Below are 24,457 nucleotides of genomic sequence, written 5' to 3' on the forward strand. Positions count from 1 at the left end.
TCGTGCATGCGCCCGCCGGTAGACTCCTTCGTCGGGTCGCGACGGCCCACCAGCCACCGACCCGGGAGCAGCACGTGAGCCTGATCGTCCAGAAGTTCGGCGGGTCCTCCGTCGCCGACGCGGAGAGCATCAAGCGCGTCGCGAAGCGGATCGTCGCCACGAAGCAGGCGGGCAACGACGTCGTCGTCGCCGTCTCGGCCATGGGCGACACCACCGACGATCTGCTCGAGCTCGCCCATCAGGTGACCCCCATCCCGGCCCCCCGCGAGCTCGACATGCTGCTGTCCTCCGGGGAGCGCATCTCGATGGCGCTGCTCGCCATGGCCATCAAGAGCATGGGCTACGAGGCCCGCTCCTTCACCGGCAGCCAGGCCGGGATGATCACCGACGCGCAGCACGGAGCGGCGCGCATCGTCGACATCACTCCCGTGCGCCTGCGCGAGGCGCTCGACGAGAACGCCGTCGTCATCGTCGCCGGGTTCCAGGGCTTCAACCGCGACACCAAGGACATCACCACCCTCGGCCGCGGCGGCTCCGACACCACCGCCGTCGCGCTGGCCGCGGGCCTCGGCGCCGACACCTGCGAGATCTACACCGACGTCGACGGCGTCTTCACCGCCGATCCCCGCGTCGTCAAGCGCGCCCGCAAGCTCGACCGCATCTCCAGCGAGGAGATGCTCGAGCTCGCCGCGGCCGGGGCCAAGGTCCTGCACATCCGCGCCGTCGAGTTCGCGCGCCGCCACGGAGTGACGCTGCACGTGCGCTCCTCCTTCAGCCCGAACGAGGGCACCATCGTCTACAACGCCGGAGCAGCCGGCACCGAGAAGGGACAGACCGTGGAAGAGCCGATCATCGCCGGCGTGGCCGCCGACCTGAACGAGGCCAAGATCACCGTGGTCGGCGTGCCCGACATCCCGGGGAAGGCCGCGCAGATCTTCACGATCGTCGCGAAGACCGGGTCGAACATCGACATGATCGTGCAGAACGTGTCGGCCGCCTCGACCGGTCTCACCGACATCTCCTTCACGCTGCCCAAGGCCGACGGCCAGACGGTCCTCATGGCGCTCAACGCCGAGAAGGACGACGTCGGCTTCCAGGCGCTGCAGTACGACGACCAGATCGCCAAGCTGGCCCTCGTCGGCGCCGGCATGCGCACCAACGCGGGCGTCTCGGCGAAGCTGTTCCGCTCGCTGTTCGAGGCCGGCATCAACATCGAGATGATCTCCACCAGCGAGATCCGCATCTCGGTCGTCACGCGGGCCGACACGGTGAACGAGGCGCTGCGCGTCGTCCACACCGCCTTCGGGCTCGACGCCGAGGACGACGCCGTCGTCTACGCCGGCACCGGTCGCTGACGGACACCCACCCCCGCGATCCCGCCGATCGCGCGGTGCCGGGCGCGGAGGCGACTCGCCGCCCGGTACCTTCTCACCGGTACCCGCTGCCCGCGGGACCCCTCCTCATCCCCACGCGAGTGGGAGCGGCGGCCGCGCCGCACGGACGAAAGAGCAGAGCATGAGCAGCACCCCCCTCCACGTGGGCGTCGTCGGCGCGACCGGCCAGGTCGGGAAGGTGATGCGCCGCCTCCTCGAGGAGCGCGACTTCCCGATCGCCTCGATCCGCTTCTTCGCCACCGCCCGGTCGGCCGGCACCACTCTGCCGTTCCGCGGCGAGGACGTCGTCGTCGAGGACGTCGAGACCGCCGATCCGACGGGGCTGGACATCGCCCTCTTCTCGGCCGGAGCCACGGGCTCCCGCGCGCAGGCCCCGCGGTTCGCCGCCGCCGGCGCTCTCGTGATCGACAACTCCAGCGCGTGGCGCATGGACCCCGAGGTCCCGCTCGTCGTCAGCGAGGTCAACCCGCACGCGATCGACCAGGCCGTCAAGGGCATCATCGCGAACCCCAACTGCACCACGATGGCGGCGATGCCGATCCTGAAGGTGCTCGACGCCGAGGCGGGTCTCACCCGCCTCATCGTCAGCACCTACCAGGCGGTCTCGGGCAGCGGTCTCGCCGGAGCCAACGAGCTCGCCGGCCAGGCGAAGGCGGCCGTCGCCGACGAGCGCCTCCTCGACCTCGTGCACGACGGCTCCGCGGTCGCGTTCCCGGACCCCGCGGTCTACGTGGCTCCGATCGCCTTCGACGTCATCCCGTTCGCCGGCAACCTCGTCGAGGACGGCCTGAACGAGACCGACGAGGAGAAGAAGCTCCGCAACGAGAGCCGCAAGATCCTCGAGCTGCCCGGCCTGCTGGTCTCGGGCACCTGCGTCCGCGTCCCCGTCTTCACCGGGCACTCGCTCTCCGTCAACGCCGAGTTCGCGCGGGAGCTCACGCCCGAGCGCGCCCGCGAGCTGCTCGCCGATGCGCCCGGAGTCGTCCTCCACGAGGTCCCGACCCCCCTCGTGGCCGCGGGCACCGACCCGAGCTACGTCGGCCGGATCCGCGCCGACGAGGGAGCGCCCGAGGGCCGCGGCCTCGCGTTCTTCATCAGCAACGACAACCTGCGCAAGGGCGCCGCGCTCAACGCGGTGCAGATCGCGGAGCTGATCGCGGCGCGTCCCGCCGCCTCCTGACGCCGGAGCGGCGCCGCGCGAGCCGAGCCGACCGCTCGACTCCGCGCGGCGCCGCCCGCCTCCGCGTCGAAAAGCCGCGAATTTGATGACGGTGCAGCCCCCCGTCCGGGCTGCCGACCCTTCCGCGACGGTAAACTCGGTTCTCGTGAACTCCTCGGAACCGGTCGACGTCGCCCTCATCGGAGGGGGCATCATGAGCGCCACGCTCGGAGCCCTCCTGACCACGCTCCAGCCCGACTGGACGATCGCGGCCTACGAGCGCCTCGGCGACGTCGCGCAGGAGTCCTCGAACCCGTGGAACAACGCGGGCACGGGCCACGCCGCCCTCTGCGAGCTGAACTACATGCCCGAGGCGGCCGACGGCTCCGTCGACCCCGCCAAGGCGATCCAGATCAACGAGCAGTTCCAGATCTCGCGCCAGTTCTGGGCGAGCCTGGTCGAGGCCGGTGCGATCCGCGAGCCCTCCAGCTTCATCAACGCCGCTCCGCACATGACCTTCGTGCACGGCGAGGCCAACGTCGAGTACCTGCGCAAGCGCTACGAGGCGCTGAAGGACCAGCCGCTCTTCGCCGGCATGGAGTTCACCGAGAGCGTGAAGACGATCCACGAGTGGGCCCCTCTGCTGATGGAGCAGCGCCCCGCCGGCGGTGGCCCGTACGCGGCGACGCGCATCCCCGCCGGAACGGACGTCGACTTCGGCGCTCTGACCCACCAGCTCTTCGACCACGTCGTCGGCAACGGGGGAACCCTCGACACGGGCCACGAGGTCACGAACATCACCCGCCGCAAGGACGGGCTCTGGCAGCTCGACCTCAAGCAGCTCGTCGGCAGCACGCCCAAGCGCGTGCTCGCCCGCTTCGTCTTCGTCGGCGCGGGAGGCGGCGCCCTGCACCTGCTGCAGAAGTCGGGGATCCCCGAGATCAAGGGCTTCGGCGGCTTCCCCATCTCGGGTCAGTTCCTCCGCACCGACAACCCCGAGATCGTGGCGCGCCACCAGGCGAAGGTCTACGGCAAGGCCGCGGTGGGCGCACCGCCCATGTCCGTCCCGCACCTCGACACGCGCGTCGTCGACGGCGAGGCGTCGCTCCTCTTCGGTCCCTACGCCGGATTCACGCCCAAGTTCCTCAAGCGCGGATCGTGGCTCGACCTGCCGCTCTCGATCCGCCCGCACAACATCGGGCCGATGCTCGCGGTCGCCCGCGACAACTTCGACCTGATGAAGTACCTCCTCGGCGAGGTCGTCGCCGGCCGTGGCAAGAAGATGAAGGCGCTGCGCGAGTTCCTGCCCACCGCCCGCTCCGAGGACTGGTACCTGATCACCGCCGGCCAGCGCGTCCAGGTGATGAAGAAGGACGAGAAGAAGGGCGGAGTGCTGCAGTTCGGCACCGAGGTCATCACCGGGGGAGAGGGCACCATCGCCGGCCTGCTCGGCGCCTCGCCCGGAGCCTCGACCGCCGTCCCGATCATGCTCGACGTGCTCAAGCGCTGCTTCCCGGACGAGCTGAAGGGCTGGGAGCCGCGCATCCGCTCGCTCATCCCGAGCTACGGCTCGACGCTGAACGACGCTCCCGAGGCGGCCGAGCGCACGGTCGCGGCGACCGCCGAGACGCTCGCACTCGGCGCCTCGGTCTGACCCGATCGAGCGCCGTCCGGCGCACGGCATTCGAACGTATGTTCTAATTGCTCCATGAGGTGGAGCGGGCAGTCGATCGGCGCGGCCGACGACCGCGCGCTCCCGGGCCTCGTGCGGCTGACCGATCTGGTGCGGACGACCCGCACCCCCGAGTTCGACGGCATCACCTTCTACGAGGTGCTCGCGAAGTCGGCGCTCAACAGGGTGCACACCTCGTCGAAGATGCCGTTCGGCTGGACCATCAACCCGATGCGCGGGTGCACCCACGCCTGCACCTACTGCTTCGCCCGGCCGACCCATGAATACCTGGAGTTCGACGGCGGCCGCGATTTCGACTCCCAGATCGTCGTGAAGGTGAACGTCGCCGAGGTGCTCACGCGCGAGCTCGCCCGGCGGAGCTGGGAGCGGCACCCGGTGGCCCTCGGCACGAACACCGATCCCTACCAGCGGGCGGAGGGGCGCTACCGCCTGATGCCCGGCATCATCGCCGCGCTCGCCGCCTCGGGGACCCCGCTCTCGATCCTCACCAAGGGAACGCTCCTCCGCCGGGATCTGCCGCTGCTGAAGGAGGCCGCGGAGCACGTCCCGGTCGACCTCGGCGTCTCCATCGCGGTCTACGACGAGGAGCTGCAGCGCTCCGTCGAGCCGGGCGCCCCCACCGCCGCGGCGCGACTGGCCACGGTCACCGCCGCTCGCGAGGCGGGCTTCGACTGCTCCGTCTTCCTCATGCCGATCCTGCCGTTCCTCACCGACACGAAGGCGCACCTGGACGCCTCGCTCCGCGCCTGCGCCGAGGCGGGCGCCACGTCGATCCTGTACTCGACGCTCTACCTCAAGCCCGGGGTGAAGGAGTGGTTCCTGCACTGGCTCGCGCAGGAGCATCCGGAGCTGCTCGACCGCTACCGCTCGCTCTACCCGGGTCGCTCGGCCTACGCGCCGGTCGAGTACCGCCGCTGGCTGACGGAGCGGATCCGCCCGTTGATGCGCGCCCACCGTCTGGAGCAGGGGCGGGAGGATCCCGCCACCGGGTCGGTGCTCTCCTCCGGACTCGGCACGCTTCGGGTGCTCGGAGGGGATCGCCGCCCACTCCAGCACGGCGGTCTCCTGGCCGAGGAACTCGGTCCCGATCGTGCCGCGATGCTCCCCGGAGTCGGCCAGCCGACGCTCTTCTGACGTGCATCCGGCAGGAGCCGCGCTCCGGTGCTCCGATAGGATCGGGCCATGGTCAGCCGCTCCGGTGAGCCCTCGTCCGGCTCCTCCGCTCGCAGCGGCGACGACGAGTCGCCCCGCCCCGTGCGCCTCGGCATCCTCGACGATCACGAGCTCGTCCTCGACAGCATGAGCAGCTGGATCGCGGCGCACGCGCCGGACTTCGAGGTCGTCGTCGGCGCAGGGACCTGGATGGAGCTGGTGACGAGCACCGTGTTCCCGACGCAGGTCGTGATCATGGACTTCGAGCTCCGCGAGCCGATCTCGATCGAGGCGCGCATCCGCACCTGCCGCGCCGCAGGAGCCGTCGTCATCGTCCTCTCGGAGCACGAGGACGACGAGATCCGCGAGCGCAGCCTGCGCGCCGGAGCCGCCCGGCACCTGACCAAGGCGCAGCCGATGCGCGAGGTGATGGAGAGCACGCGGTCCGCGATGGCCATGCGCTCCACCGCAGGATCGGCGACGCAGTGGCGGCCGCTGCCGATCGGCGTCGCCGCCCAGCAGCGTCCGCGGCTGAGCGCGGGCGAGCTCGAGGCCCTCCGGCTCTACGTCTCGGGATCGAGCACCCCCGAGGTCGCTGCCAAGATGAACGTGCAGTTCGAGACGGCGAAGACCTATCTGCGCCGGGTGCGCCAGAAGTACGCCAGGGTCGGCCGTCCCGCGAGCCGCCGTGCGGAGCTCATCCGCCGCGCCGCCGAGGACGGCTTCCTGGAGTGAGCGCCCTCTCGAGCGCCCGACCGCCGACGAGCCCCGAGGAGACCTGATGGCGAAGCTGTACTTCCGCTACGGAGCGATGAACAGCGGCAAGAGCACGTCGCTCCTGCAGGCCGCGTACAACTACGAGGAGCGCGGTCACCGGGTCCTGCTGGCCAAGCCGGCGGTCGACACCAAGGGCGAGGCGCTCATCGTGTCGCGGCTCGGCGTCACCCGTCCGGTGGACATCCTGTTCCGCCCGGACGAGGACCCGGTCGCGGTGTTCGGCGCCGCCCGAGCGCGCGTGCTGGCCGAGACCGCGCGCGAGGTGAGCGCTCTACTGGTGGACGAGGCCCAGTTCCTGCCCGAGTCGCACGTCGACGACCTGCTGCGCATCGCCATCCTCGAGAACGTCCCGGTGCTGGCTTACGGCATCCGGACCGACTTCCGCACCGCCGCGTTCCCCGGGAGCAGGCGGCTCCTCGAGATCGCGCACAGCCTCGAAGAGCTCAAGACGATCTGCCGGTGCGGGCGCAAAGCGATCTTCAACGGGCGCGTCGTGGACGGCCGCTTCGTCTTCGACGGCGACCAGGTGGCGATCGACGGAGCCCTGGTGACGTACGAATCCCTCTGCGGAGCCTGCTATCTGCAGGAGAGCCGCGGGCGTCTGCGCGGGTAGTAGCCGAGAACGCCTCACGCCTGCGACACCCACGCGAAACGAACTAGTGGGTAGCCTTGCGGCGTGACATCACCGGAGACGGAAGAACGCGTGTCGAAGAACGAGGAGAGATCGGGGGGATCGATGACGGCGCAGGGCATCACGCCGAAGCGCGGGTCGTCCTGGGAGCAGGAGTACCGCGGCCGGCTCCTCGCCACCGACGTCCTCGCCATCCTCGTCTCCGTGTTCGGCACCCAGCTGTTCTGGTTCGACCTCGATCTCGGCTCCGGCGTGGTCGGCTTCCGCACGACGGACGCGTTCACCATCAACTACACGGTGGTCTCGGTCGTGCTCTCGATCGCCTGGCTCCTGGCCCTGCAGGTGTTCGACACCCGCGACCGCCGGATCATCGGAACGGGGTACGTCGAGTACCGCCGCATCGTCGACTCCACGATCTGGCTCTTCGGCATCGTCGCGATCGTCGCGTACCTCCTGCAGATCCAGCTCGCGCGCGGCTACATCATCACCGCCCTCCCCGCCGGCATCCTCCTCATCTGCGTGGGCCGTCTGGTCTGGCGCTCCTGGCTGACCCGCGAGCGCAAGCAGGGGCGCTCCGCGAACCAGGTGGTTCTGCTCGGTTCCCGGGCGAGCGTCCTCCACACCGCGCGCGAGCTGCGCCGCGGCACCGAGGCGGGCTACAAGCTGGTCGGCGCCGTCTCGACCTCCCCCGGGGGAGCGGACGCGCTCCACGGCGAGACGGAGCTCGACGGCCTGGCCGTGCACTCCTTCACCGGTATCGACGGAGTGCGAGCGGTCATGGACGCGACCGGCGCCGACACGGTCGTGGTGACCAGCTCCGACGAGCTGGCCCCGCAGCGGATCCGCGAGCTGAGCTGGACGCTCGAGCCCGGTCGCGAGCACCTCGTCGTGGCGCCGAGCCTCACCGACATCGGCGGCCCGCGCATCCACACGCGCCCGGTCGCGGGGCTGCCTCTCATCCACGTGGAGACCCCTCGCTTCGACGGGCGCCAGCGCTTCGCCAAGCGGCTGTTCGACATCGTCGCGTCGACCGCGCTGATCCTGCTCAGCGCTCCGGTCCTCATCGTCGTGGCGATCCTCGTGCGCACCACCAGCCCGGGGCCCGTGCTGTTCCGTCAGGAGCGCATCGGGCTGAACGGCGCGACGTTCGAGATGCTCAAGTTCCGCTCCATGGTCGTCGACGCCGAGGCCCGCCTGGCCGCTCTCGCCGCCCAGCAGCGCGCCGAGGGCAACAGCGTCCTCTTCAAGATGGCGAAGGACCCGCGCGTCACGAAGGTCGGGACGGTCCTCCGCCGGTTCAGCCTCGACGAGCTGCCGCAGTTCCTGAACGTCTTCCGCGGCGACATGTCGCTGATCGGCCCCCGCCCGCCGCTGGCCCGCGAGGTCGAGCAGTACGAGGCCCACGTGCACCGCCGCTTCCTGATGAAGCCGGGGATCACGGGCCTGTGGCAGGTGAGCGGCCGCTCGAACCTGTCGTGGGAGGACACCGTCCGCCTCGACCTCTACTACGTCGAGAACTGGTCGATGACGGGCGACCTGATCATCCTGTTCAAGACGGCCCGCGCCGTCCTCGCTCGCGACGGCGCGTATTGATCGGGTCCGAGGCGGAGGTCGCCCTCCGCGACATGACCGTCGCCGTCCTCGACGTGCCCTTCCGGGTCGTCTTCGGCGGCGGGCTGTCGCCGGAGGACGTCGAGCGGATCGCCTCCAGCTGGGCGGCGTGCCACCGCCCGCCGACGGGGGAGGAGCGGATCGTCCTCGCGGACGTGCTCCCGTCGACCATCGAGGGCGAGGGCGTGCGCGTGCTCGCCGGAACGGTCGCCCAGCTCGAGGAGTCGCTGACCTCGACGCTCACCGTGGAGGCGATCGGCGTCCGTCGCGACGACCTCCTGATGCTCCACGCGTGCGGAGTCGCCGACGAGTCGGGCCGCGTCCTGGCCTTCGTCGCGGCCTCCGGGACCGGCAAGACGACGATGGCCCGGCTGCTCGGCACGCGATTCGGCTACGTGAGCGACGAGACGGTCGGCGTCGCCGAGGACGGACGCGTGCTGCCCTACCCCAAGCCGCTCTCGGTGAAGCCGCTGACGGGCACCGCACCCAAGGCGCAGCTCGCCCCGGCGGCGCTCGGGCTCCGGCCCGCACCACGCGGGCCGCTCGTGCTCGCGGGCGTGGTCCTCCTCGACCGCCGCCCCGGAGTCGCGGAGCCGTTCCTCGAGGCGGTCGATCCGATCGAGGCGATCGACGACCTCGTGCCGCAGACCTCCTACCTCTCGGCGCGGCCGCGCCCGATCGTGCACCTCGTCGAGACGCTCCGCTCGCTCGGCGGCGTGCGGCGCCTCGTCTACTCCGAGTCCGCCGACGCTCTCGGGCTCGTCGAGCAGTTGTTCGCGGCGCTCGGCGACCCGGCTCCGGCGATCTGGGACGAGGTCGTCCCCCTCCCGCTCTCGGGCACCGCGTCGGACGACCTCGAGCTGTCGCTCGTCGACGATGCGCTGCGCGCCCCGGACGGCGAGGTCCTCGTCTTCTCCGGAGGCGTCCTGGTCCGCCTCTCGGGCATCGGCCCGGCTCTCTGGCAGCGGATCGGCGAGGGTGTCCCCGCCGACCGCCTGAGTGCCGCCGTCCTCGCCGACGTCGGCGGGGCACCCGAGGGAGTGGACCCGCGGTCCGCCGTCGACGCCGCGGTCGACGAGCTCGTCGGGCTCGGAGTGATCACGAGGAGGCGTGCACAGCAGCCCACCCCGGACGGGGTGCACCCATGATGCGCCGCGAAACAGGCCGACAACACGCCTGTGCAACAATCTCAGGGCTCACCGTCTCCGACGGTCGTGCGCCGCTCCGAATCAGTGAAGGAACCTGCCACCTTGGAACTTAGGGACGTCCTCCGACTTCTCCGTGATCACTGGTTGCCGATCGTCGCAGCGATCCTCCTCGGGACCCTGGTCGCCTTCGGGTGGTCCCTGACTCAGAAGCCGCGCTACGAGGCCGACTCCAAGGGCCTCGTCACGGTGGCGGTGCCCGACAGCGGAGACGGCAGCCAGGACCTGTACGGCGAGCAGATCGCCGAGGCCCTCGCCAAGTCGCGACTCACCACCTACGTGCCGATCGCCTCCTCGCGAGACGTCGCCGAGATCGCCATCGAGAACCTCGGCCTCGACATCAGCCCCTCCGCACTGATCAGCGCGATCACCGTCACCCCCGAGGCCGCCGCCCCCGTCCTCAACGTCACAGCAGAGGCCTCCACCGCCGACGGCGCGCAGAAGCTCGCCGACGCCTGGGTCTCGGCCGTCGCCACCCGGATCCAGCAGATCAACGCCGAGACGGGCACGGGGGACTCGGTGAGCCTCAAGGTGATCCAGGACGCCGCTCTGCCGGGCTCGCCCGCCTTCCCGAACCTCCGGCTCGTCCTGGCGGTCGGAGCGCTCGCCGGGCTCGTGCTCGGCCTCGTCTACGCGTTCGTCCGCAACACGCTCGACCGCCGCATCCGCACCGCCGAGATGGTCGAGCGCCTCTTCGACCTCCCCGTGGTCGGCACCCTGCCCGTCGACAAGCGCCTCAGCGAGACCAACCGGATCATCCCCGAGGCCGACACGACCGACTACGTGAAGGCCGACGGCAAGCACGCCCTCGCCGAGTCGCTGCGCGAGCTGCGGACGAACCTGCAGTTCATGAACGTCGACAGCCCGCCGCGGATCATCGTCGTCACGAGCCCGCTGCCCTCCGACGGCAAGTCCACCGTGACCGCCAACCTCGCGGTCACGCTCGCCGCATCCGGGCAGCGCACCGTCGTCGTCGACGGCGACCTCCGCAAGCCCACCGTCGCCAAGTCGTTCGGTCTCGTCCCGGGCGTCGGCCTCACCGATCTCCTCATCGGCAAGGCCGAGCTGCAGGACGTCCTCCAGCCGTGGGGCCCGTCCGGCAACCTCTGGATCCTCGGCGCCGGCTCGATCCCGCCGAACCCGAGCGAGCTCCTCGGCTCCAACGGGATGGACATCCTCCTGCACGAGATCGCCCGCGAGGCCATCGTGATCGTGGATGCGCCTCCGCTGCTGCCCGTCACGGACGGCGCCATCCTCACCGCCCGCACCGACGGCGCGCTCGTCGTGATCTCGGCCGGCAAGACGACCACCGACGAGCTGGGCAAGGCGATCCAGAACCTCGAGCGCGTGAGCGGCCACACCCTCGGCGTCATCCTCAACCGCGTTCCTCCGCGGGGCCAGGTCGGGCGGGGCTACGGCTACTACTACACGAGCTACTACGGCTCCGAGAAGACGGGTGCCCGCCCCGAGTCCGCGAGCGAGCCCACCCCGAGCGCCGTCTGATCCGCGCCGCATGACGTTCCCCGGAGACGACGGCTCCCGTCGGAGTCGTCGAGGCCGCCCCTCGGCGGAGGCGGCGTCCGCGTCGGGCTCTCCGGTGTTCACGATCCTGTCCGTCTGCACCGGCAACATCTGCCGGTCCCCGATGTCCGAGCAGCTGCTGCGGCACGAGCTGGGCGATGCGACCTCTCCTGCCGGGGGCCCGCTCTTCTCGTTCCGGAGCGCAGGGGTGCAGACGCGGGACGGCTACCCGATGGATCCGACCTCCGCCCGGCTGAGCATCGTGCACGGCGGCGATCCGACCGGTCACTCCAGTGCCCGGCTCTCGGAGCGTCTGGTGGCGGAGGCCGACGTGATGCTCACGATGACCCGCGACCACCTCGTCGATGCGGCGCGGAGCTTCCCCTCGATCCTGCTCCGGGGCTTCACCCTGCTCGAGTTCGCGCGGGTGCTGCCCTTCGTCCTCGCCGAGGTCCCCCTCCCGGTCGTCGCGGATCCCGCAGCCCGGCTCCGCGGTGTCGTGCGCCTCGCCGCGGCGAACCGGGGTCGCGCCCCCGGGGGAGCGGCGGGAGACGACATCGACGATCCGATCGGTCGCAGCGAGGCGACGCACACCCGCGTCGCCGAGCAGATCGCCGCCGCCGTCGCCGACATCTCCCGCGATCTGAGAGCATTGGCGCGGTGAGAGAACGCTCCCGGAGCGGCTCGTCGCCGGATTCAGCTCCCCCCGCCGTCGCCGACGCGACACCCACCCGTCCACGATTCGGAGAAACCCTGTGAAGCTTTCTGTCATTGGTTGCGGCTACCTCGGTGCCGTCCACGCCGCCGCGATGGCCGAGCTCGGCCACGATGTGATCGGCATCGACGTGGACCAGGCCAAGATCGACGCCCTGGCTGCCGGCTCCGCCCCGTTCTTCGAGCCCGGCCTGCCCGAGCTCCTGTCCTCCGGAGTGGCGTCGGGTCGTCTCCGCTTCTCGACGAACACGGCCGACGCCGCCGGTGCGGCCGTGCACTTCGTCGCCGTCGGCACCCCGCAGAAAGCGGGCTCGAACGCCGCCGACATGCGCTTCGTCGACTCGGCGATCGAGGGCCTCCTGCCCCACCTCACCTCGGACTCCCTCGTCGTCGGCAAGTCGACGGTTCCGGTCGGCACGGCCGCCCGTCTCGCCGAGATGATCGCCCCGACCGGCGCGTCGCTCGTGTGGAACCCCGAGTTCCTCCGCGAGGGCTTCGCCGTCGAGGACACCATCAGCCCGGACCGCCTCGTCTACGGAGTGCCCTCGGGCGAGGCCGGAGCCGCCGCCAAGAGCGTGCTCGACGAGGTGTACGCGACCGCCCTGGCAGCCGACACCCCCCTCGTCGTCACCGACTACGCGACCGCCGAGCTCGTCAAGGTCTCGGCCAACGCGTTCCTCGCGACCAAGATCTCGTTCATCAACGCGATCGCCGAGATCGCCGAGGTGACCGGAGCGGACGTGACTCAGCTGGCCGACGCCATCGGCTACGACGCTCGCATCGGCCGTCGCTTCCTCAACGCCGGAATCGGCTTCGGAGGCGGCTGCCTGCCCAAGGACATCCGCGCCTTCTCCGCCCGCGCGGACGAGCTCGGCGTCGGCGAGTCCGTCGCGTTCCTCCGTGAGGTGGACTCGATCAACCTGCGCCGTCGTCAGCGCGTCGTCGACCTCGTCGTCGAAGGCCTCGGCGGCTCGGTCGAGGGGAAGAAGATCGCCGTCCTCGGTCTGGCCTTCAAGCCGGAGTCCGACGACACCCGCGACTCGCCGTCGCTCGACGTCGCCGGTCGCTTCCACGACCTCGGCGCGAACGTCGTCGCGACCGACCCCGAGGCGATCGAGAACGCCCGGCGCAAGTACCCCGACATCACCTACACGACCGACGTCGACGAGGCCCTGCGCGGCGCCGACGCCGTGGTCGTCGTCACCGAGTGGAAGCAGTTCCGCGCCATCGACCCCGCCGTCGCGGGCGAGCTGGTCTCGAACCGCTTCGTCGTCGACGGGCGCAACTGCCTGGTCCCCGCCGACTGGCGCGCCGCCGGCTGGGAGTACCGCGGCCTGGGCCGCTGACGCACCAGCACACCTCGATCGGCGCCGGAGGCGCGGAGCCGGACGACGCCACGGCGTCGCACCGGCCTCCGCGCGCCGGCGCCGTCGTTCGTTCAGGAACGGACGACCGGCTCAGACGCGGCCGGGGAGCGGAGCGCGGACGAGCAGATCGTCCTCCCTCCGTGCGAGTCGCTCCCGGTGCTGCAGAACCGCGCGCACGACGGAACCGAGCACGGCGCCGATCGCCGCTCCGAGGCTGTTCATCACGACGTCGTCGGTGGTGGCGAAGCGGTCCGACAGGAACAGCAGCTGCCCCGTCTCGATGACGGCGCTCGTCGCCGCTCCGATCACGACGGCGAGCCAGGCCCAGCGGGGCCGCAGATGCAGGGCGACGAGGACGCCCAGGGGGACGAACAGCGCGACGTTGGCGGCGCGCTCGATCAGGTCGTAGTCGATCACCCCCAGGCCGTGACGAGCGAGAGCGGCCAGCAGCCGGTCGAGCACGTCCCGCACGCCCGAGTCGACGGGGACGGGCCAGAACGCGACCAGTGCCAGCGCTGCCAGGTACGGGGCGCCGACGGCGAGGGTGAGGCGGGTGAGCGACCGGCTCATGGTGCTCCTCCTGCGGGGACGGTGGCATGCGGCGGGCGGGAAGGACCCAGTCTGCTCGGCGTTCCTCCGAGAGGACCGCCCGTGCGCGGAACAGCGCCTGTGCGGCGCGCCCACGACCGCCGGAGGACCCGGGAACGACGAAGCCCGGCCCGGATCATCGATCCTGGCCGGGCTTCTCACCGGTCGGGGTAGCGGGATTCGAACCCACGACCTCCTCGTCCCGAACGAGGCGCGCTACCAAGCTGCGCCACACCCCGGTGGAGTGCTCGCACCGCTCTCGCGGGCGAACCTCGTCAATGATAGCCGATATTCACGAGCCGGAAGAACGGCCGCGATGCACTCCGACTCAGCTCGCCGGCTCGAGGGTCACGAGCGTCACCTCGGGGCGGCAGGCGAAGCGCACCGGCGCGTAGATCGAGGTGCCGACGCCCGCCGAGACGTTGAGGTAGGAGCTGCGCAGCCCGTTGTCCCAGGTCGTGAACCCGGAGACCTTGTCGCGGGGGATGTCGCAGTTGGTGACGAGGGCGCCGAATCCCGGCACGCAGACCTGTCCGCCGTGCGTGTGCCCGGCGAGGATCAGCTCGGCGCCGCGCGCGACGAAGTCGTCGAGCACGCGCTGGTAGGGGGCGTGCGCCACTCCGATGCTCACGTCCGCCGGACCGTCGGCCGCGGCGCGCAGCTCGTCGACGGAGCCCGCCACCAGGTCGATGCGGTCGCGGGCGATGTGCGGGTCGTCGACGCCGAAGAACTCGATCCGGGTCCCGCCGACCTCGATCGAGGTGGCGGTGTTGTTCAGGTCGGTCCAGCCGAGGTCGTCGGTGAAGTAGCCCGTGAGCGCGGCGGTGTCGAGCCCGGCCTGGTCGGGGCGGGGGTTCTCCGACGGTCCGCGGAAGTAGCGCAGCGGGTTCTTGAGCCGGGGGCCGAAGTAGTCGTTCGAGCCGTGGACGAACACGCCGGGGACGCCCGCGAACGGCTCGAGTGCGCGGCGGATGCCGAGCACGCCGTCGCGGTGGCCGAGGTTGTCGCCCGTGTCCACGATCAGATCGGGGGAGAGAGCGGCGAGCGAACTCAGCCACTCCTGCTTCTTCGACTGCCAGGGGGCCATGTGCAGATCCGAGAGGTGCAGGATCCGCAGCGGCGCCGCTCCCTGCGGCAGCACGGGCACGCTGATCCGGCGGACGGTGAACAGGGTGCGCTCGATGCCGATGCCCCAGACGCCGGCGGCCGCGCCGGCGAGGGCGGCCGTCGCGAGAGCGGTGGTCAGGGGGCGTCGGCTGCGTCCGGTCATGTGTCCTTCTCCCGAGGGTGCGGCCGCGAGGCGCGACCGCGTTCATTCTGCACGACGGCACCGGACGGCCGGTGAGTGCTCATCCGCCGGTAGGAGGCGCGGTGCCGGGCGACGGCGGAGCGGGCGAGGGCGGCGGCGTCGCGGGCCCTGCGCTCACCTGGAGCACGACGGCGCTCCCCCGGGCGATGCGCGAGCCGGCCGGAGGGCTCGTCTGGGCGACGGTGCCGGCGGGGCGATCGGAGGGCACGCGGACGGGGTCGACGCTCACCCGGAAGCCGAGCTGGCGCAGCCGCTCGGAGGCGGCGGCGGGGCTCTGCCCGGTGACCTCGGGCACGGCCTCCTGAGGCGCCTCCACGAGGGAGCGCTGCGGTGACGGGAACGCCGAGCCGCCGTACTTCGCATCGGCGACACGCATGATCCGCGGCCAGATCTGATGGCGCACCTGACCCGCGTTTACGCCGTTCAGGCGCAGCCCGCGCATGGAGGTCTTGCCGACGACGTTGCCGACCCAGGTCGCCGTGGCGACCTCGGTGCTCGCGCCGACCATCCAGGTGTGCACGGCGTTGTCGGTGGTGCCCGTCTTGCCGATGTGCGGGACGCCGGTGCCGGTCGCGGACGCGCGCCCCGTTCCTCCGGTCATGACCTGCTGCAGGGCGTAGTCGGCGGTGGCCGCGACCGCCTCCGACATCCCCTGCGTGCACTCGGAGGCGGGAGGAGCGACGTCCGCCCCGGTGCGGTCGACGATGCGGTCGATCGCGATCGGGGTGCAGACGGTGCCCTTGTTGGCGAAGCCCGCGAAGGCGGTCGCCATGGTCAGCGGAGCGATCTCGTTGGTGCCGAGGATCGTGGGTGCGAACTTCTGCAGCTCCGTGCCGTCGGCGCGGTGCACGCCCATCGCCAGGGCGGTGTTGCGGATGCCGCAGAGGTCGAGCTGCTCGGCCATCGCGGCGAAGCCCGTGTTGATCGAGCCCTTCGTCGCGTCGAGGACGGAGTAGACGCCTCCGTTGCCGCCCTCGTCGTTCTTGGGGTCCCAGGACTCGCCGTAGTAGATGCCGTCGGGTTCGCAGCTGTCGCGGAAGGTCGTGTACGCGCGGCGCACCCCGTCGACGCTCTCGCCGAGCGAGCGTCCCTCCTGCAGCCACTCCGCGAGGGTGAACACCTTGTAGGTCGATCCCACCTGGAACCCCGACGAGCCGCCGTAGCCGAAGTCGGTGCTGTAGTTGACGCTCGTGTAGTTCGGCCCGGCGACGTCGGGATCGTTCGAGTAGTCCTTGTTCTGCGTCATCGCGAGGATGCGACCGGTGCCCACCTCCACCGAGACGCTCGAGCTGCCGATGTTGATCGATCCCATCGACTTCGGCACCCAGGCGTCGGTCGCCGAGACGGCTGCCTGCTGCAGCTCGCTGTCGAGGGTCGTGTAGATCTGGTACCCGCCGCGCTTGAACGTCGCGTCGCGCTCGTCCCGGCTCGCTCCGAACGCGTCGTCGTTCTTGATGACCCAGGTGACGTAGTCGCAGAAGAACGCGGCGATGCCGGCGGTCTGGCAGCCGGTGCTGGGCTCGGTGACGACGGGGGCGATGGGCGTTCCGGCGGCCTCGGCGATCTGCTCCGGAGTGACCTTCGACTCCTTGTCCATCTGCACGAGGATGTAGTTGCGCCGGTTCAGGGTCTCGGGGTATCCCTCGACGGCGAGGTTGGCCGGGTCGTCGGGACGGTCGAAGCGGAACTTCTCGGGGTTGTTGACGATCGCGATGAGCGCGGCCGACTGCGCCAGGGTGAGGTCGCGGGCGCTCGTGCCGAAGTAGTAGTTCGCGGCGGCCTCGATGCCGTAGACCGTTCCTCCGAACAGCGCGATGTTGAGGTAGCCGAGCAGGATGTCGTTCTTCGGGTACTCCTTCTCGAGGCCGATCGCGAGGCGCATCTCGGCGACCTTGCGCTCCGGAGTCGTCTCGGTCGCCTCTCGGTAGGCGGCGTCGCGCTCGATCGGGTCCGAGAGGGCCTCGGCCTTCTGCACCAGGACGTTCTTCACGTACTGCTGGGTGATCGAGGAGCCGCCCTGCACGCGGCCCCCCATCGCGGTCGTGGCCGCGGCGCGCACGGTGCCGAGGAGGTCGATCCCGCCGTGCTCGTAGAAGCGCGGGTCCTCGGAGGCGACGACGGCGTCCTTCACGAAGGGGGAGATGTCGTCCCAGCCGACCTCGACGCGGTTCTGCGCGTAGAAGGAGGCGAGGAGGACGTCGGCGCCGCTCGCGTCCTTCGCGTAGATGTTGCTCTTCTCGGCGAGAGTGCCGATCTCGAGGTACTCGGGGAGGTTGTCGAACATCTGCACGCCGTTGTTCGCGGCCATGCCGCCCAGCGCGATGGCCGGAGTGATCGACGCGGCCACGAGGATCCCCGCGATCACGCTCATCGCGACCACCCCGATGAGCCCGCCGACGGCGCCCCCGATCGACTTCACGACCCTGGTCCCGCCTGCCCCCGACATAGAATCAGCGTAGTCGCCGCGACCGCACCGGACGCGGCGCACCCCCGCCCGCACCGCCTCGCGGCGGTGCGCCCCGCACTCGAGGAGAGCCATGTCCGTCCCGCGCTGGGAGTACGTCACGACCCCGTTGATGATCCACAACACCACGGCGATCCTGAACACCTGGGGATCCGAGGGCTGGGAGCTGGTGCAGATCGTGACCGGCCCCGAGGGCGGGCTCGTCGCCTACCTCAAGCGCCCCGTCGCCGAGGCCGGCGCGTGAGCGGAGCGGGCATCGCCCAGCGCCTCGCGGAGCTGGGCATCGAGCTGCCCGCCGTCGCCGCCCCCGCGGGCGCGTACGTCCCGGCGGTCGTGCACGAGCACCTCGTCTTCACCGCGGGGCAGATCCCGTTCGTCGACGGCGTCCTGCCCGCGACGGGCAAGGTCGGCTCCGGTGACGGCCTCGTCGATCCCGACGAGGCGAAGGCCCTCGCGCGGATCTGCGCGCTCAACGCCCTCGCGGCGGTCGCCGACGCGATCGGATCGCTCGACCGCGTCACCCGCGTCGTCAAGCTGACCGGCTTCGTCGCCTCCGCTACCGGTTTCACCGGGCAGCCGGGAGTGATCAACGGCGCGTCCGAGCTGCTGGGCGACGTCTTCGGCGAAGCGGGCCGCCACGCGCGCTCGGCGGTCGGAGTCGCGGAGCTGCCGCTCGGCGCTCCGGTCGAGGTCGAGCTGGTCGTCGCCTTCGCCTAGTGCCGGTGCCCGGGGGAGGCCCCCGGGCGCCGCACTCACTCCGCGGCGATCGCGGACGAGATGACGGTCATCACCTGCGTGTCGGCGAGCGTCGTCGTGTCGCCGACGGCCCGTCCCTCCGCGACGTCGCGCAGGAGGCGGCGCATGATCTTGCCCGAGCGGGTCTTGGGCAGCTCCTGCACGATCAGGATGCGCTTCGGGCGAGCGATCGCTCCGATGTGCTCGGCGACGTGCGCCTTGAGGGTCGCCACGAGCTCGTCGTGGCCGCCCGCCAGCGACTCCGCCTGGCTCGCCTTGGCGATGACGAACGCGACGACGGCCTGGCCCGTCGCCTCGTCCGCCGCTCCGACGACCGCGGCCTCGGCCACGACAGGGTGCGAGACGAGCGCCGACTCGATCTCGGCGGTCGAGAGCCGGTGCCCCGACACGTTCATCACGTCGTCGACGCGCCCGAGCAGCCAGAGGTCGCCGTCGCGGTCCCGGCGCGCGCCATCGCCGGCGAAGTACCGGTCGCCGAACTTCGACCAGTAGGTCTCGACGTAGCGCTCGGGATCGCCCCAGATGCCGCGCAGCATCGCGGGCCACGGCTCCGTGATCACGAGCAGGCCGCCCGAATCCTGGCCGACCGAGCGGCCGGACTCGTCGACGACGTCGATCGAGACGCCGGGCAGCGGCACCTGCGCCGAGCCCGGTTTGAGCGTCGTCACGCCCGGGAGCGGCGACACCATGATCGCCCCGGTCTCGGTCTGCCACCACGTGTCGACGATGGGCGTGCGGCCGCCGCCGATGACGTCGCGGTACCAGACCCACGCCTCCGGGTTAATCGGCTCGCCCACCGAGCCGAGCAGCCGGAGGCTCGAGAGGTCGAAGCGCTGGGGGATCTGGCGGCCGAGCTTCATGAACGAGCGGATCGCCGTGGGCGCGGCGTAGAGGATCGTCACGCCGTACTTCTCGACGATCTCCCACCAGCGGCCGGTGTGCGGAGTGTCGGGGGTGCCCTCGTACATCACCTGCGTCGCTCCGTTGGCCAGCGGCCCGTAGACGACGTAGCTGTGCCCGGTGATCCAGCCGACATCGGCTGTCGACCAGTAGACGTCGGTCTCGGGGTGCAGGTCGAACACCGAGCGGTGCGTGTAGGCGACCTGGGTCAGGTAGCCGCCGCTGGTGTGCAGGATGCCCTTGGGCTTCCCGGTGGTGCCGCTCGTGTAGAGGATGAAGAGGGGCTGCTCGGCGGGGAACGCGCGGGCCGTGTGGTCGGCGTCGACCGCGACGATCTCCTCGTGCCACCAGAGGTCGCGGCCGTCGCGCCAGTCGACCGTGTTGCCGCCGCGCTGCACGACGAGCACGTGCTCGACCGTGGAGGGGGAGTCGTCCCCGCCGATCGCGAGGGCGGCGTCGACGACGGGCTTGAGCGGGAAGACCGAGCCCTTGCGCCAGCCGCCGTCGGCGGTGATGACGAGATTCGCCTCCGCGTCGTCGATGCGCGCCCGCAGGCTCTCGGCGCTGAAGCCGCCGAAGACGACGGAGTGGACAGCGCCGATGCGCGCGACGGCGAGCATCGCGACGACCGCCTCCGGGATCATCGGCAGGTAGATCGCGACGCGGTCGCCCGCGTGCACGCCGAGGCTGGTCAGTAGGTTGGCGGCGCGCTTCACCTCGGCGGTGAGCTGCGCGTAGGTGAGGGTGCGGGTGTCGCCGGGCTCGCCCTCCCAGTGGATCGCGACCCGGTCGCCGTGGCCGGCGAGGACGTGGCGGTCGAGGCAGTTGTAGGCGACGTTCAGCTCGCCGTCGTCGAACCACTTCGCGAAGGGCGGGTCGCTCCAGTCGAGGGTCCGCGTGAACGGGCGGTGCCAGTGCAGCAGCTCGCGGCTGCGCGCGGCCCAGAAGGCGAGTCGATCGGCGGCCGCCTCGTCGTAGAGGTCGGCGGTGGCGACGGCGTTCTCTGCGAAGTCGGCGGGGGGAGGGAACCGGCGCGTCTCGTGGAGGAGGTTGTCGATGGTCTCGGAACCCGGGATCACGACGTCGTCGGGGGGAGTGGTCATCTGCGATTCGCTCCTTCGCGAGTGCGCCTGCACGGCCGCTGCCGGCCGATCTCGCTCCACCGTAGCGCGCGGGCGGAGGCGGGGCCGGGCGTGTGCCGGCGAGGTGTGCCCGGTGATGGTCGGCGTGCCCCCGAACGGGTCGGAAATCGGGGGTTGGCGTTTCGGCCGCGGTCACGTACTCTTACATACGGCCGAATGAACTTCGGCTCAGCGGCGCATGTGATTCCCCCCAATCCCGCGCCGCCGAGGCGGCACCTGTTCCCCCCAATGGGTGCCGCCCCCTTCTCTTAACGGCCCGTGCAGGACTCCGGGCCGTGTCGCCGCTGGGGCTCGGGCTCGCGGAGGTGGGTCTCTCGGGCTCGTCCGCCGTTCATTCCTCCCCAGCCCCTCGATCGCGGGCGTCTCCACCGATCGGGGTGCTGCGTCATCGGCGGGAGTGCGTGCGCGCCTAGCGTGCCCGGATGATCGCCGACTTCGTGCCCCTCGTCCCTGCCGAGTTCCGCAGGGAGCCGCCCGCGGCCCCTGCGCCGGCCCACCCTCCCGTCCGGCCGGGAGCGGCCGCCCTCGGGCTCCTGGCGCCGTTCGCCGCCGATCCGGCCGTCACCGACCTCTTCGTCAACGGCGGAGCCGGGCTCTGGGTGGACCGCGGTCAGGGGGCGGTGCGCGAGCCGACCTGGTCGCTCGACGCGTCGGGTGCACGGCGTCTGGCCGTGTCCCTCGTCGCCGCGGGTGGTCGGCACGTCGACGAGGCGAGCCCGTGCGTCGACGTGCGGCTGCGCCACGGCGTCCGTGTCCACGTGGTGCTCCCTCCGGTGGCCACCGCGGGGGCACTGATCTCGGTGCGCGTCCCGCGGGCCGGGGCGTGGAGCCTCGATCAGCTGCAGGCGGCGGGGATGATGGACGACTCCGGTCGCGCCCTGCTGGGCCGCGCGGTCGCGTCGCGGTGGAACCTGCTCGTCTCGGGGGCGGGCGGCTCCGGGAAGACGACGCTGCTCGGAGCGCTGCTGGGGTGCGCGCCGACGCACGAGCGCATCATCGCGATCGAGGACGTGGGGGAGCTGCGGCCCGCGCATCCGCACGTCGTCTCGCTCGAGTCGCGACAGCCCAACCTCGAGGGGGCGGGCGGCGTCGGACTCGACCGGCTCGTGCGCGAAGCGCTGCGGATGCGGCCGGACCGCCTCGTCCTGGGCGAGTGCCGCGGGGCGGAACTGCGGGAGCTGCTCTCGGCGCTGAACACCGGCCACGACGGCGGGGCGGGGACGGTGCACGCGAACTCGCTCGCCGACGTGCCGTCGCGGCTCGAGGCGCTCGGTGCGCTCGCGGGGATGGGACCGGACGCCGTCGCGCGCCAGGCGGTGAGTGCGCTCGATCTCGTGCTGCACCTCGAGCGCCGGGGCGGGCGCCGTCGCCTCGCGTCCTGGGGGTGCTTCGCTCTGGACGACTCCGGACGGCTCCGGATCGCCGAGGGGACGCTGCCCGCTCGGGCCCGGTCGGCACCGTGAGGAGCGCGGACGGGCTGGACGAGGTCGCGGCCGTCGTGCACCGGCTGTCGGTCCTGCTCGCTGCGGGGGTCGCTCCCGCCTCCGCGCTGACGCATCTGGCCGAAGCCGATCCCTCGGGTGCGGCGGGCCCACCGGGTGCGGCTCGACGGAGGCGGCTGCTCCGCTCGGTCGCGCTCGAGGCGGCTCGCGGCGGTGATGCGACGGAGGCGCTCCTTCGCGGGGTTCCGGAGTCGCGTCGATCCGGCGTCCGTCGCCGCGGTCGGCGGCAGACCCGGGACGGTGGTGAGGCGACGGCCTGGGCGTCCCTCGCCGCGTGCTGGCGGGTGGCCGCCGACTCCGGGGCTCCGGTGGCTGCTGCGCTGACCGAGCTGGCGGAGTCGATGCGCGAGACGGGGCGGGCGCGCCGCGACATCGACGTGGCGCTCGCGGGACCCGCGGCGACCGGGCGGGTGGTCGGCGTGCTGCCGCTCGTGGCGCTGGGCTTCGGGGTGCTCCTGGGGTTCGACGTGGTCGGGGTGCTCGTGGGCACGGTGCCCGGGCTCGTGTGCCTCGGCGGGGGAGCGGCGCTGATGGTGCTCGCGCAGGCGTGGACCCGTCGTCTGGTGCGCGGAGCGGACCCGGGGGAGGCGGCTCCGGGCCTCGCGCTCGACCTGCTCGCGGTCGCGCTCGCCGGAGGAGGGTCCGCCGACGCAGCCCGAGCGCGCGTGCTGGCGGCGCTGGCCGAGTGCGGACTGCCTCCGGACGCCCGAGCGCTCGAGGCCGCGGAGGCGATCCTCGCGCTGTCGACCGGCGCCGGAGTGCCCGCGGGGCGGCTGCTGCGCAGCGAGGCGGCGCTGGTACGGGTGCGGGCCGCGGGTCGTGCCCGGGAGCGGGCCGCGCGACTCGGGGTGACCCTGATGCTGCCGCTGGGCGTGTGCGTGCTGCCCGCCTTCCTGCTGCTGGGCGTCGCTCCGATGATCGTGTCCGTGCTGCTCTCGACCTTCGACGTCACGCGGTGAGCGGGCTCCTCCCCAGGCGGCATCGAACCGTGCTCTCCACCGATCGGTCGATCGGCTGCGTGCGGGTCGGAGGACCCGGCGATGCTCGTGGTGAGGGGCACAGCACGGGGCGGGAACGGAGCAGGAGAGATGAACGGGTTCGACGGTAGGGGAGCACCGGTGGGCGGGGCGCGGCCGGGGCTGCGCCGACTCGTGGCGGAGGAGGAGGGATCGGCGACCGCCGAGTACGCGATCGCGACGATGGCCGCGGTCGGCTTCGCGGGTCTGCTGGTGGTGATCCTCAAGGGGGACGAGGTGCGCGGGATCCTGACCGACCTCGTCACCCGCGCGCTGACGTCCGGCGGATGAGGGGCCGCGCCGGCAGGGCGGTGCGGCGAGCGGCGGAGGAGGACGGATCGGCGAGCGCGGAGCTGGCGGTCGTCCTCCCCGCGGTTGTCGTGGTGCTGGCGCTGTGCCTGGGCTCGGTCGCGGCGTCGGCCCAGTACGTGCGGCTGGTGGATGCGACGGCCGACAGCGCCCGGTCCTCCGCTCGGGGAGATGATCCCGCGGGGCCGGTGGCGCGGGTCGACGCGGAGGCGGCGGTCGCGGTGGCGGAGGAGGGCGGTCTCGTGTGCGTGAGCGTGGCGGCCCGGCTGCGGCCGCTCCCGGTGCTCGAGGTGCCGGTGGAGGTGCGCTCGTGCGCGCTGGGCGGTGGCCGGTGAGGCGGCGCACGGCGGCGGGGCGGAGGGATCGGCCACCGTGGGCTCTCCGCAGCGGGTCGCTCCGCGGCGAGCCGCTCCGCGGCGAGGACGGCTCGGCGGCGACGGCGGTCGTCGGTGTCGTGGCGGGCACGATCCTCGTCACCGCCGCGGTGCTCGCGGGGTGCGGCGGTGTGATCGGGCATCAGCGCGCGGTGGCCGCGGCGGACGCGGCGGCGCTCGCCGCGGCCGACGTCGCCTCCGGGCTGCTGGCCGGGGCGCCGTGCACCGAGGCTCAGCGGGTGGCGGAAGCGGGTTCGGCGACGCTGTCGGAGTGCGCAGTGGAAGGAGGAGTCGCGACCGTCTCGGTCTCGGTCTCCGTCGGTCCGCTCGCGCTGCCCGCGCGCTCGAGGGCCGGTCCGCCGCCCTGATGGACGGGGCGTCGCCCGGGCGACCCGTCAGCCGCCGTCCGGATCAGTCGGAGCTGAGGCGCTGGTACCGGTACGCGGCGGCCGTGGGCTGCGACCCCGCGCCCTCGTCGTGCTCGAGGGAGCCGGCGAGGAGGTAGACCCAGCGGGAGGAGCCGCGGCCGGTCGGGATCTCGATCCGGGCGGCGGGAGCGCCGTCGTCGCCGTACGGGCGGCGGAGCGTCTTGCCCTCGAGAGGGCCGTCCGCGAGCTTCGCCGTGTACGCGGCGAGCGTGTCGGACGGGCGGAGGGAGGAAGAAGGAGTGTGCGTCGTTGCCATGCACCTCATCATGCGCCGATCGGGCCGCGACGTCACCAGGAGCGGCTCGACGGACCTCCTCGCGTTCGGCGTGCTCAGGGCCCGCTCTCAGCCTCATCCGGCACCCGCGGGGGCCTCGGTCCCCGGACTCGGTGTGTATGGTGTGCCTGTCGGGCGCCCGAGGCCCACGCGAACGGGACACCGTTCCCC

23 protein-coding genes and 1 tRNA gene are annotated in these 24,457 nt (G+C 71.9%); 18 read left to right on the plus strand and 6 right to left on the minus strand.

Features of this window, described 5'->3' with window-relative positions; translation table 11 throughout:
* Positions 1–74: 74 nt before the first annotated feature.
* The 11 genes from LRG51_RS16280 (at position 75) to LRG51_RS16330 (ending at position 13,203) form a co-directional block, all read left to right on the plus strand.
* Positions 75–1,355: an aspartate kinase gene (locus LRG51_RS16280; protein WP_056867815.1), complete on the plus strand. Its 1,281-nt coding sequence runs from the start codon at positions 75–77 to the stop codon at positions 1,353–1,355.
* Between the two features lie 160 nt (positions 1,356–1,515).
* On the plus strand, positions 1,516–2,574 hold the full coding sequence (locus tag LRG51_RS16285) for an aspartate-semialdehyde dehydrogenase (protein ID WP_055791238.1): 1,059 nt from the start codon (positions 1,516–1,518) through the stop codon (positions 2,572–2,574).
* 85 nt (positions 2,575–2,659) lie between these two features.
* Positions 2,660–4,207: a malate:quinone oxidoreductase gene (locus LRG51_RS16290; RefSeq protein WP_082481308.1), complete on the plus strand. Its 1,548-nt coding sequence runs from the start codon at positions 2,660–2,662 to the stop codon at positions 4,205–4,207.
* A gap of 54 nt (positions 4,208–4,261) precedes the next feature.
* A complete protein-coding gene (locus tag LRG51_RS16295; protein WP_230673679.1) occupies positions 4,262–5,380 on the plus strand; it encodes an Rv2578c family radical SAM protein in 1,119 nt (372 codons plus the stop codon).
* 48 nt (positions 5,381–5,428) lie between these two features.
* The gene (locus tag LRG51_RS16300) at positions 5,429–6,133 is read left to right on the plus strand and encodes a DNA-binding response regulator (RefSeq protein ID WP_107575612.1); all 705 of its coding nucleotides are present in this window, start codon (positions 5,429–5,431) and stop codon (positions 6,131–6,133) included.
* 46 nt (positions 6,134–6,179) lie between these two features.
* A complete protein-coding gene (locus LRG51_RS16305; protein ID WP_230673681.1) occupies positions 6,180–6,788 on the plus strand; it encodes a thymidine kinase in 609 nt (202 codons plus the stop codon).
* Between the two features lie 90 nt (positions 6,789–6,878).
* On the plus strand, positions 6,879–8,399 hold the full coding sequence (locus LRG51_RS16310) for a sugar transferase (RefSeq protein WP_230673683.1): 1,521 nt from the start codon (positions 6,879–6,881) through the stop codon (positions 8,397–8,399).
* Between the two features lie 32 nt (positions 8,400–8,431).
* Positions 8,432–9,565, plus strand: coding sequence for a hypothetical protein (locus LRG51_RS16315; RefSeq protein ID WP_230673685.1), 1,134 nt, complete (start codon positions 8,432–8,434; stop codon positions 9,563–9,565).
* Between the two features lie 84 nt (positions 9,566–9,649).
* On the plus strand, positions 9,650–11,125 hold the full coding sequence (locus LRG51_RS16320) for a polysaccharide biosynthesis tyrosine autokinase (RefSeq protein WP_268788507.1): 1,476 nt from the start codon (positions 9,650–9,652) through the stop codon (positions 11,123–11,125).
* A gap of 10 nt (positions 11,126–11,135) precedes the next feature.
* The gene (locus LRG51_RS16325; RefSeq protein ID WP_082481315.1) at positions 11,136–11,807 is read left to right on the plus strand and encodes an arsenate reductase/protein-tyrosine-phosphatase family protein; all 672 of its coding nucleotides are present in this window, start codon (positions 11,136–11,138) and stop codon (positions 11,805–11,807) included.
* 91 nt (positions 11,808–11,898) lie between these two features.
* Positions 11,899–13,203, plus strand: coding sequence for a UDP-glucose dehydrogenase family protein (locus LRG51_RS16330; protein ID WP_055791252.1), 1,305 nt, complete (start codon positions 11,899–11,901; stop codon positions 13,201–13,203).
* A gap of 111 nt (positions 13,204–13,314) precedes the next feature.
* Here LRG51_RS16330 and LRG51_RS16335 read toward each other — a convergent pair whose 3' ends face one another.
* The 4 genes from LRG51_RS16335 to LRG51_RS16350 all read right to left on the minus strand — a co-directional run bounded on the left by LRG51_RS16335 (position 13,315) and on the right by LRG51_RS16350 (position 17,567).
* On the minus strand, positions 13,315–13,794 hold the full coding sequence (locus LRG51_RS16335; RefSeq protein WP_055791255.1) for a VanZ family protein: 480 nt from the start codon (positions 13,792–13,794) through the stop codon (positions 13,315–13,317).
* Between the two features lie 183 nt (positions 13,795–13,977).
* A tRNA-Pro gene (locus tag LRG51_RS16340) sits at positions 13,978–14,051 on the minus strand.
* 89 nt (positions 14,052–14,140) lie between these two features.
* Positions 14,141–15,082: a metallophosphoesterase gene (locus tag LRG51_RS16345; RefSeq protein WP_055791257.1), complete on the minus strand. Its 942-nt coding sequence runs from the start codon at positions 15,080–15,082 to the stop codon at positions 14,141–14,143.
* Between the two features lie 79 nt (positions 15,083–15,161).
* Positions 15,162–17,567: a penicillin-binding protein gene (locus LRG51_RS16350; RefSeq protein WP_230673686.1), complete on the minus strand. Its 2,406-nt coding sequence runs from the start codon at positions 17,565–17,567 to the stop codon at positions 15,162–15,164.
* A 91-nt stretch (positions 17,568–17,658) separates the two neighbouring features.
* On the opposite strand from LRG51_RS16350, the gene LRG51_RS16355 reads away from it, so the two are divergent.
* Both LRG51_RS16355 and LRG51_RS16360 read left to right on the plus strand, forming a co-directional pair.
* The gene (locus tag LRG51_RS16355) at positions 17,659–17,829 is read left to right on the plus strand and encodes a hypothetical protein (protein WP_165759626.1); all 171 of its coding nucleotides are present in this window, start codon (positions 17,659–17,661) and stop codon (positions 17,827–17,829) included.
* Positions 17,826–18,302, plus strand: coding sequence for a RidA family protein (locus LRG51_RS16360; protein WP_055791263.1), 477 nt, complete (start codon positions 17,826–17,828; stop codon positions 18,300–18,302). The genes LRG51_RS16355 and LRG51_RS16360 overlap by 4 nt, the downstream gene beginning before the upstream one ends.
* A 35-nt stretch (positions 18,303–18,337) precedes the next feature.
* On the opposite strand, the gene acs is transcribed toward LRG51_RS16360, so the two are convergent.
* Positions 18,338–20,344 (minus strand): acetate--CoA ligase, encoded by a 2,007-nt coding sequence (gene acs / locus LRG51_RS16365; protein WP_230673688.1) that lies wholly within the window; start codon positions 20,342–20,344, stop codon positions 18,338–18,340.
* 461 nt (positions 20,345–20,805) lie between these two features.
* On the opposite strand from acs, the gene LRG51_RS16370 reads away from it, so the two are divergent.
* The 5 genes from LRG51_RS16370 (at position 20,806) to LRG51_RS16390 (ending at position 23,952) form a co-directional block, all read left to right on the plus strand.
* Positions 20,806–21,846, plus strand: coding sequence for a TadA family conjugal transfer-associated ATPase (locus LRG51_RS16370; RefSeq protein ID WP_082481319.1), 1,041 nt, complete (start codon positions 20,806–20,808; stop codon positions 21,844–21,846).
* Complete coding sequence (locus LRG51_RS16375) at positions 21,843–22,844, plus strand: type II secretion system F family protein (RefSeq protein ID WP_230673690.1); 1,002 nt, start codon at positions 21,843–21,845, stop codon at positions 22,842–22,844. The genes LRG51_RS16370 and LRG51_RS16375 overlap by 4 nt, the downstream gene beginning before the upstream one ends.
* Positions 22,845–22,973: 129 nt before the next feature.
* Positions 22,974–23,192, plus strand: coding sequence for a DUF4244 domain-containing protein (locus tag LRG51_RS16380; RefSeq protein WP_055791279.1), 219 nt, complete (start codon positions 22,974–22,976; stop codon positions 23,190–23,192).
* Positions 23,189–23,545, plus strand: coding sequence for a TadE family type IV pilus minor pilin (locus tag LRG51_RS16385; RefSeq protein WP_230673692.1), 357 nt, complete (start codon positions 23,189–23,191; stop codon positions 23,543–23,545). Before LRG51_RS16380 ends, LRG51_RS16385 begins: the two co-directional genes overlap by 4 nt.
* On the plus strand, positions 23,542–23,952 hold the full coding sequence (locus tag LRG51_RS16390; protein WP_230673694.1) for an Rv3654c family TadE-like protein: 411 nt from the start codon (positions 23,542–23,544) through the stop codon (positions 23,950–23,952). Before LRG51_RS16385 ends, LRG51_RS16390 begins: the two co-directional genes overlap by 4 nt.
* 43 nt (positions 23,953–23,995) lie before the next feature.
* Here LRG51_RS16390 and LRG51_RS16395 read toward each other — a convergent pair whose 3' ends face one another.
* A complete protein-coding gene (locus LRG51_RS16395) occupies positions 23,996–24,268 on the minus strand; it encodes a hypothetical protein (RefSeq protein ID WP_107575599.1) in 273 nt (90 codons plus the stop codon).
* Positions 24,269–24,457 lie beyond the last annotated feature (189 nt).

It is taken from the genome of Rathayibacter sp. Leaf248 (assembly GCF_920939495.1).
Classification (GTDB): Bacteria; Actinomycetota; Actinomycetes; order Actinomycetales; family Microbacteriaceae; genus Rathayibacter; species Rathayibacter caricis.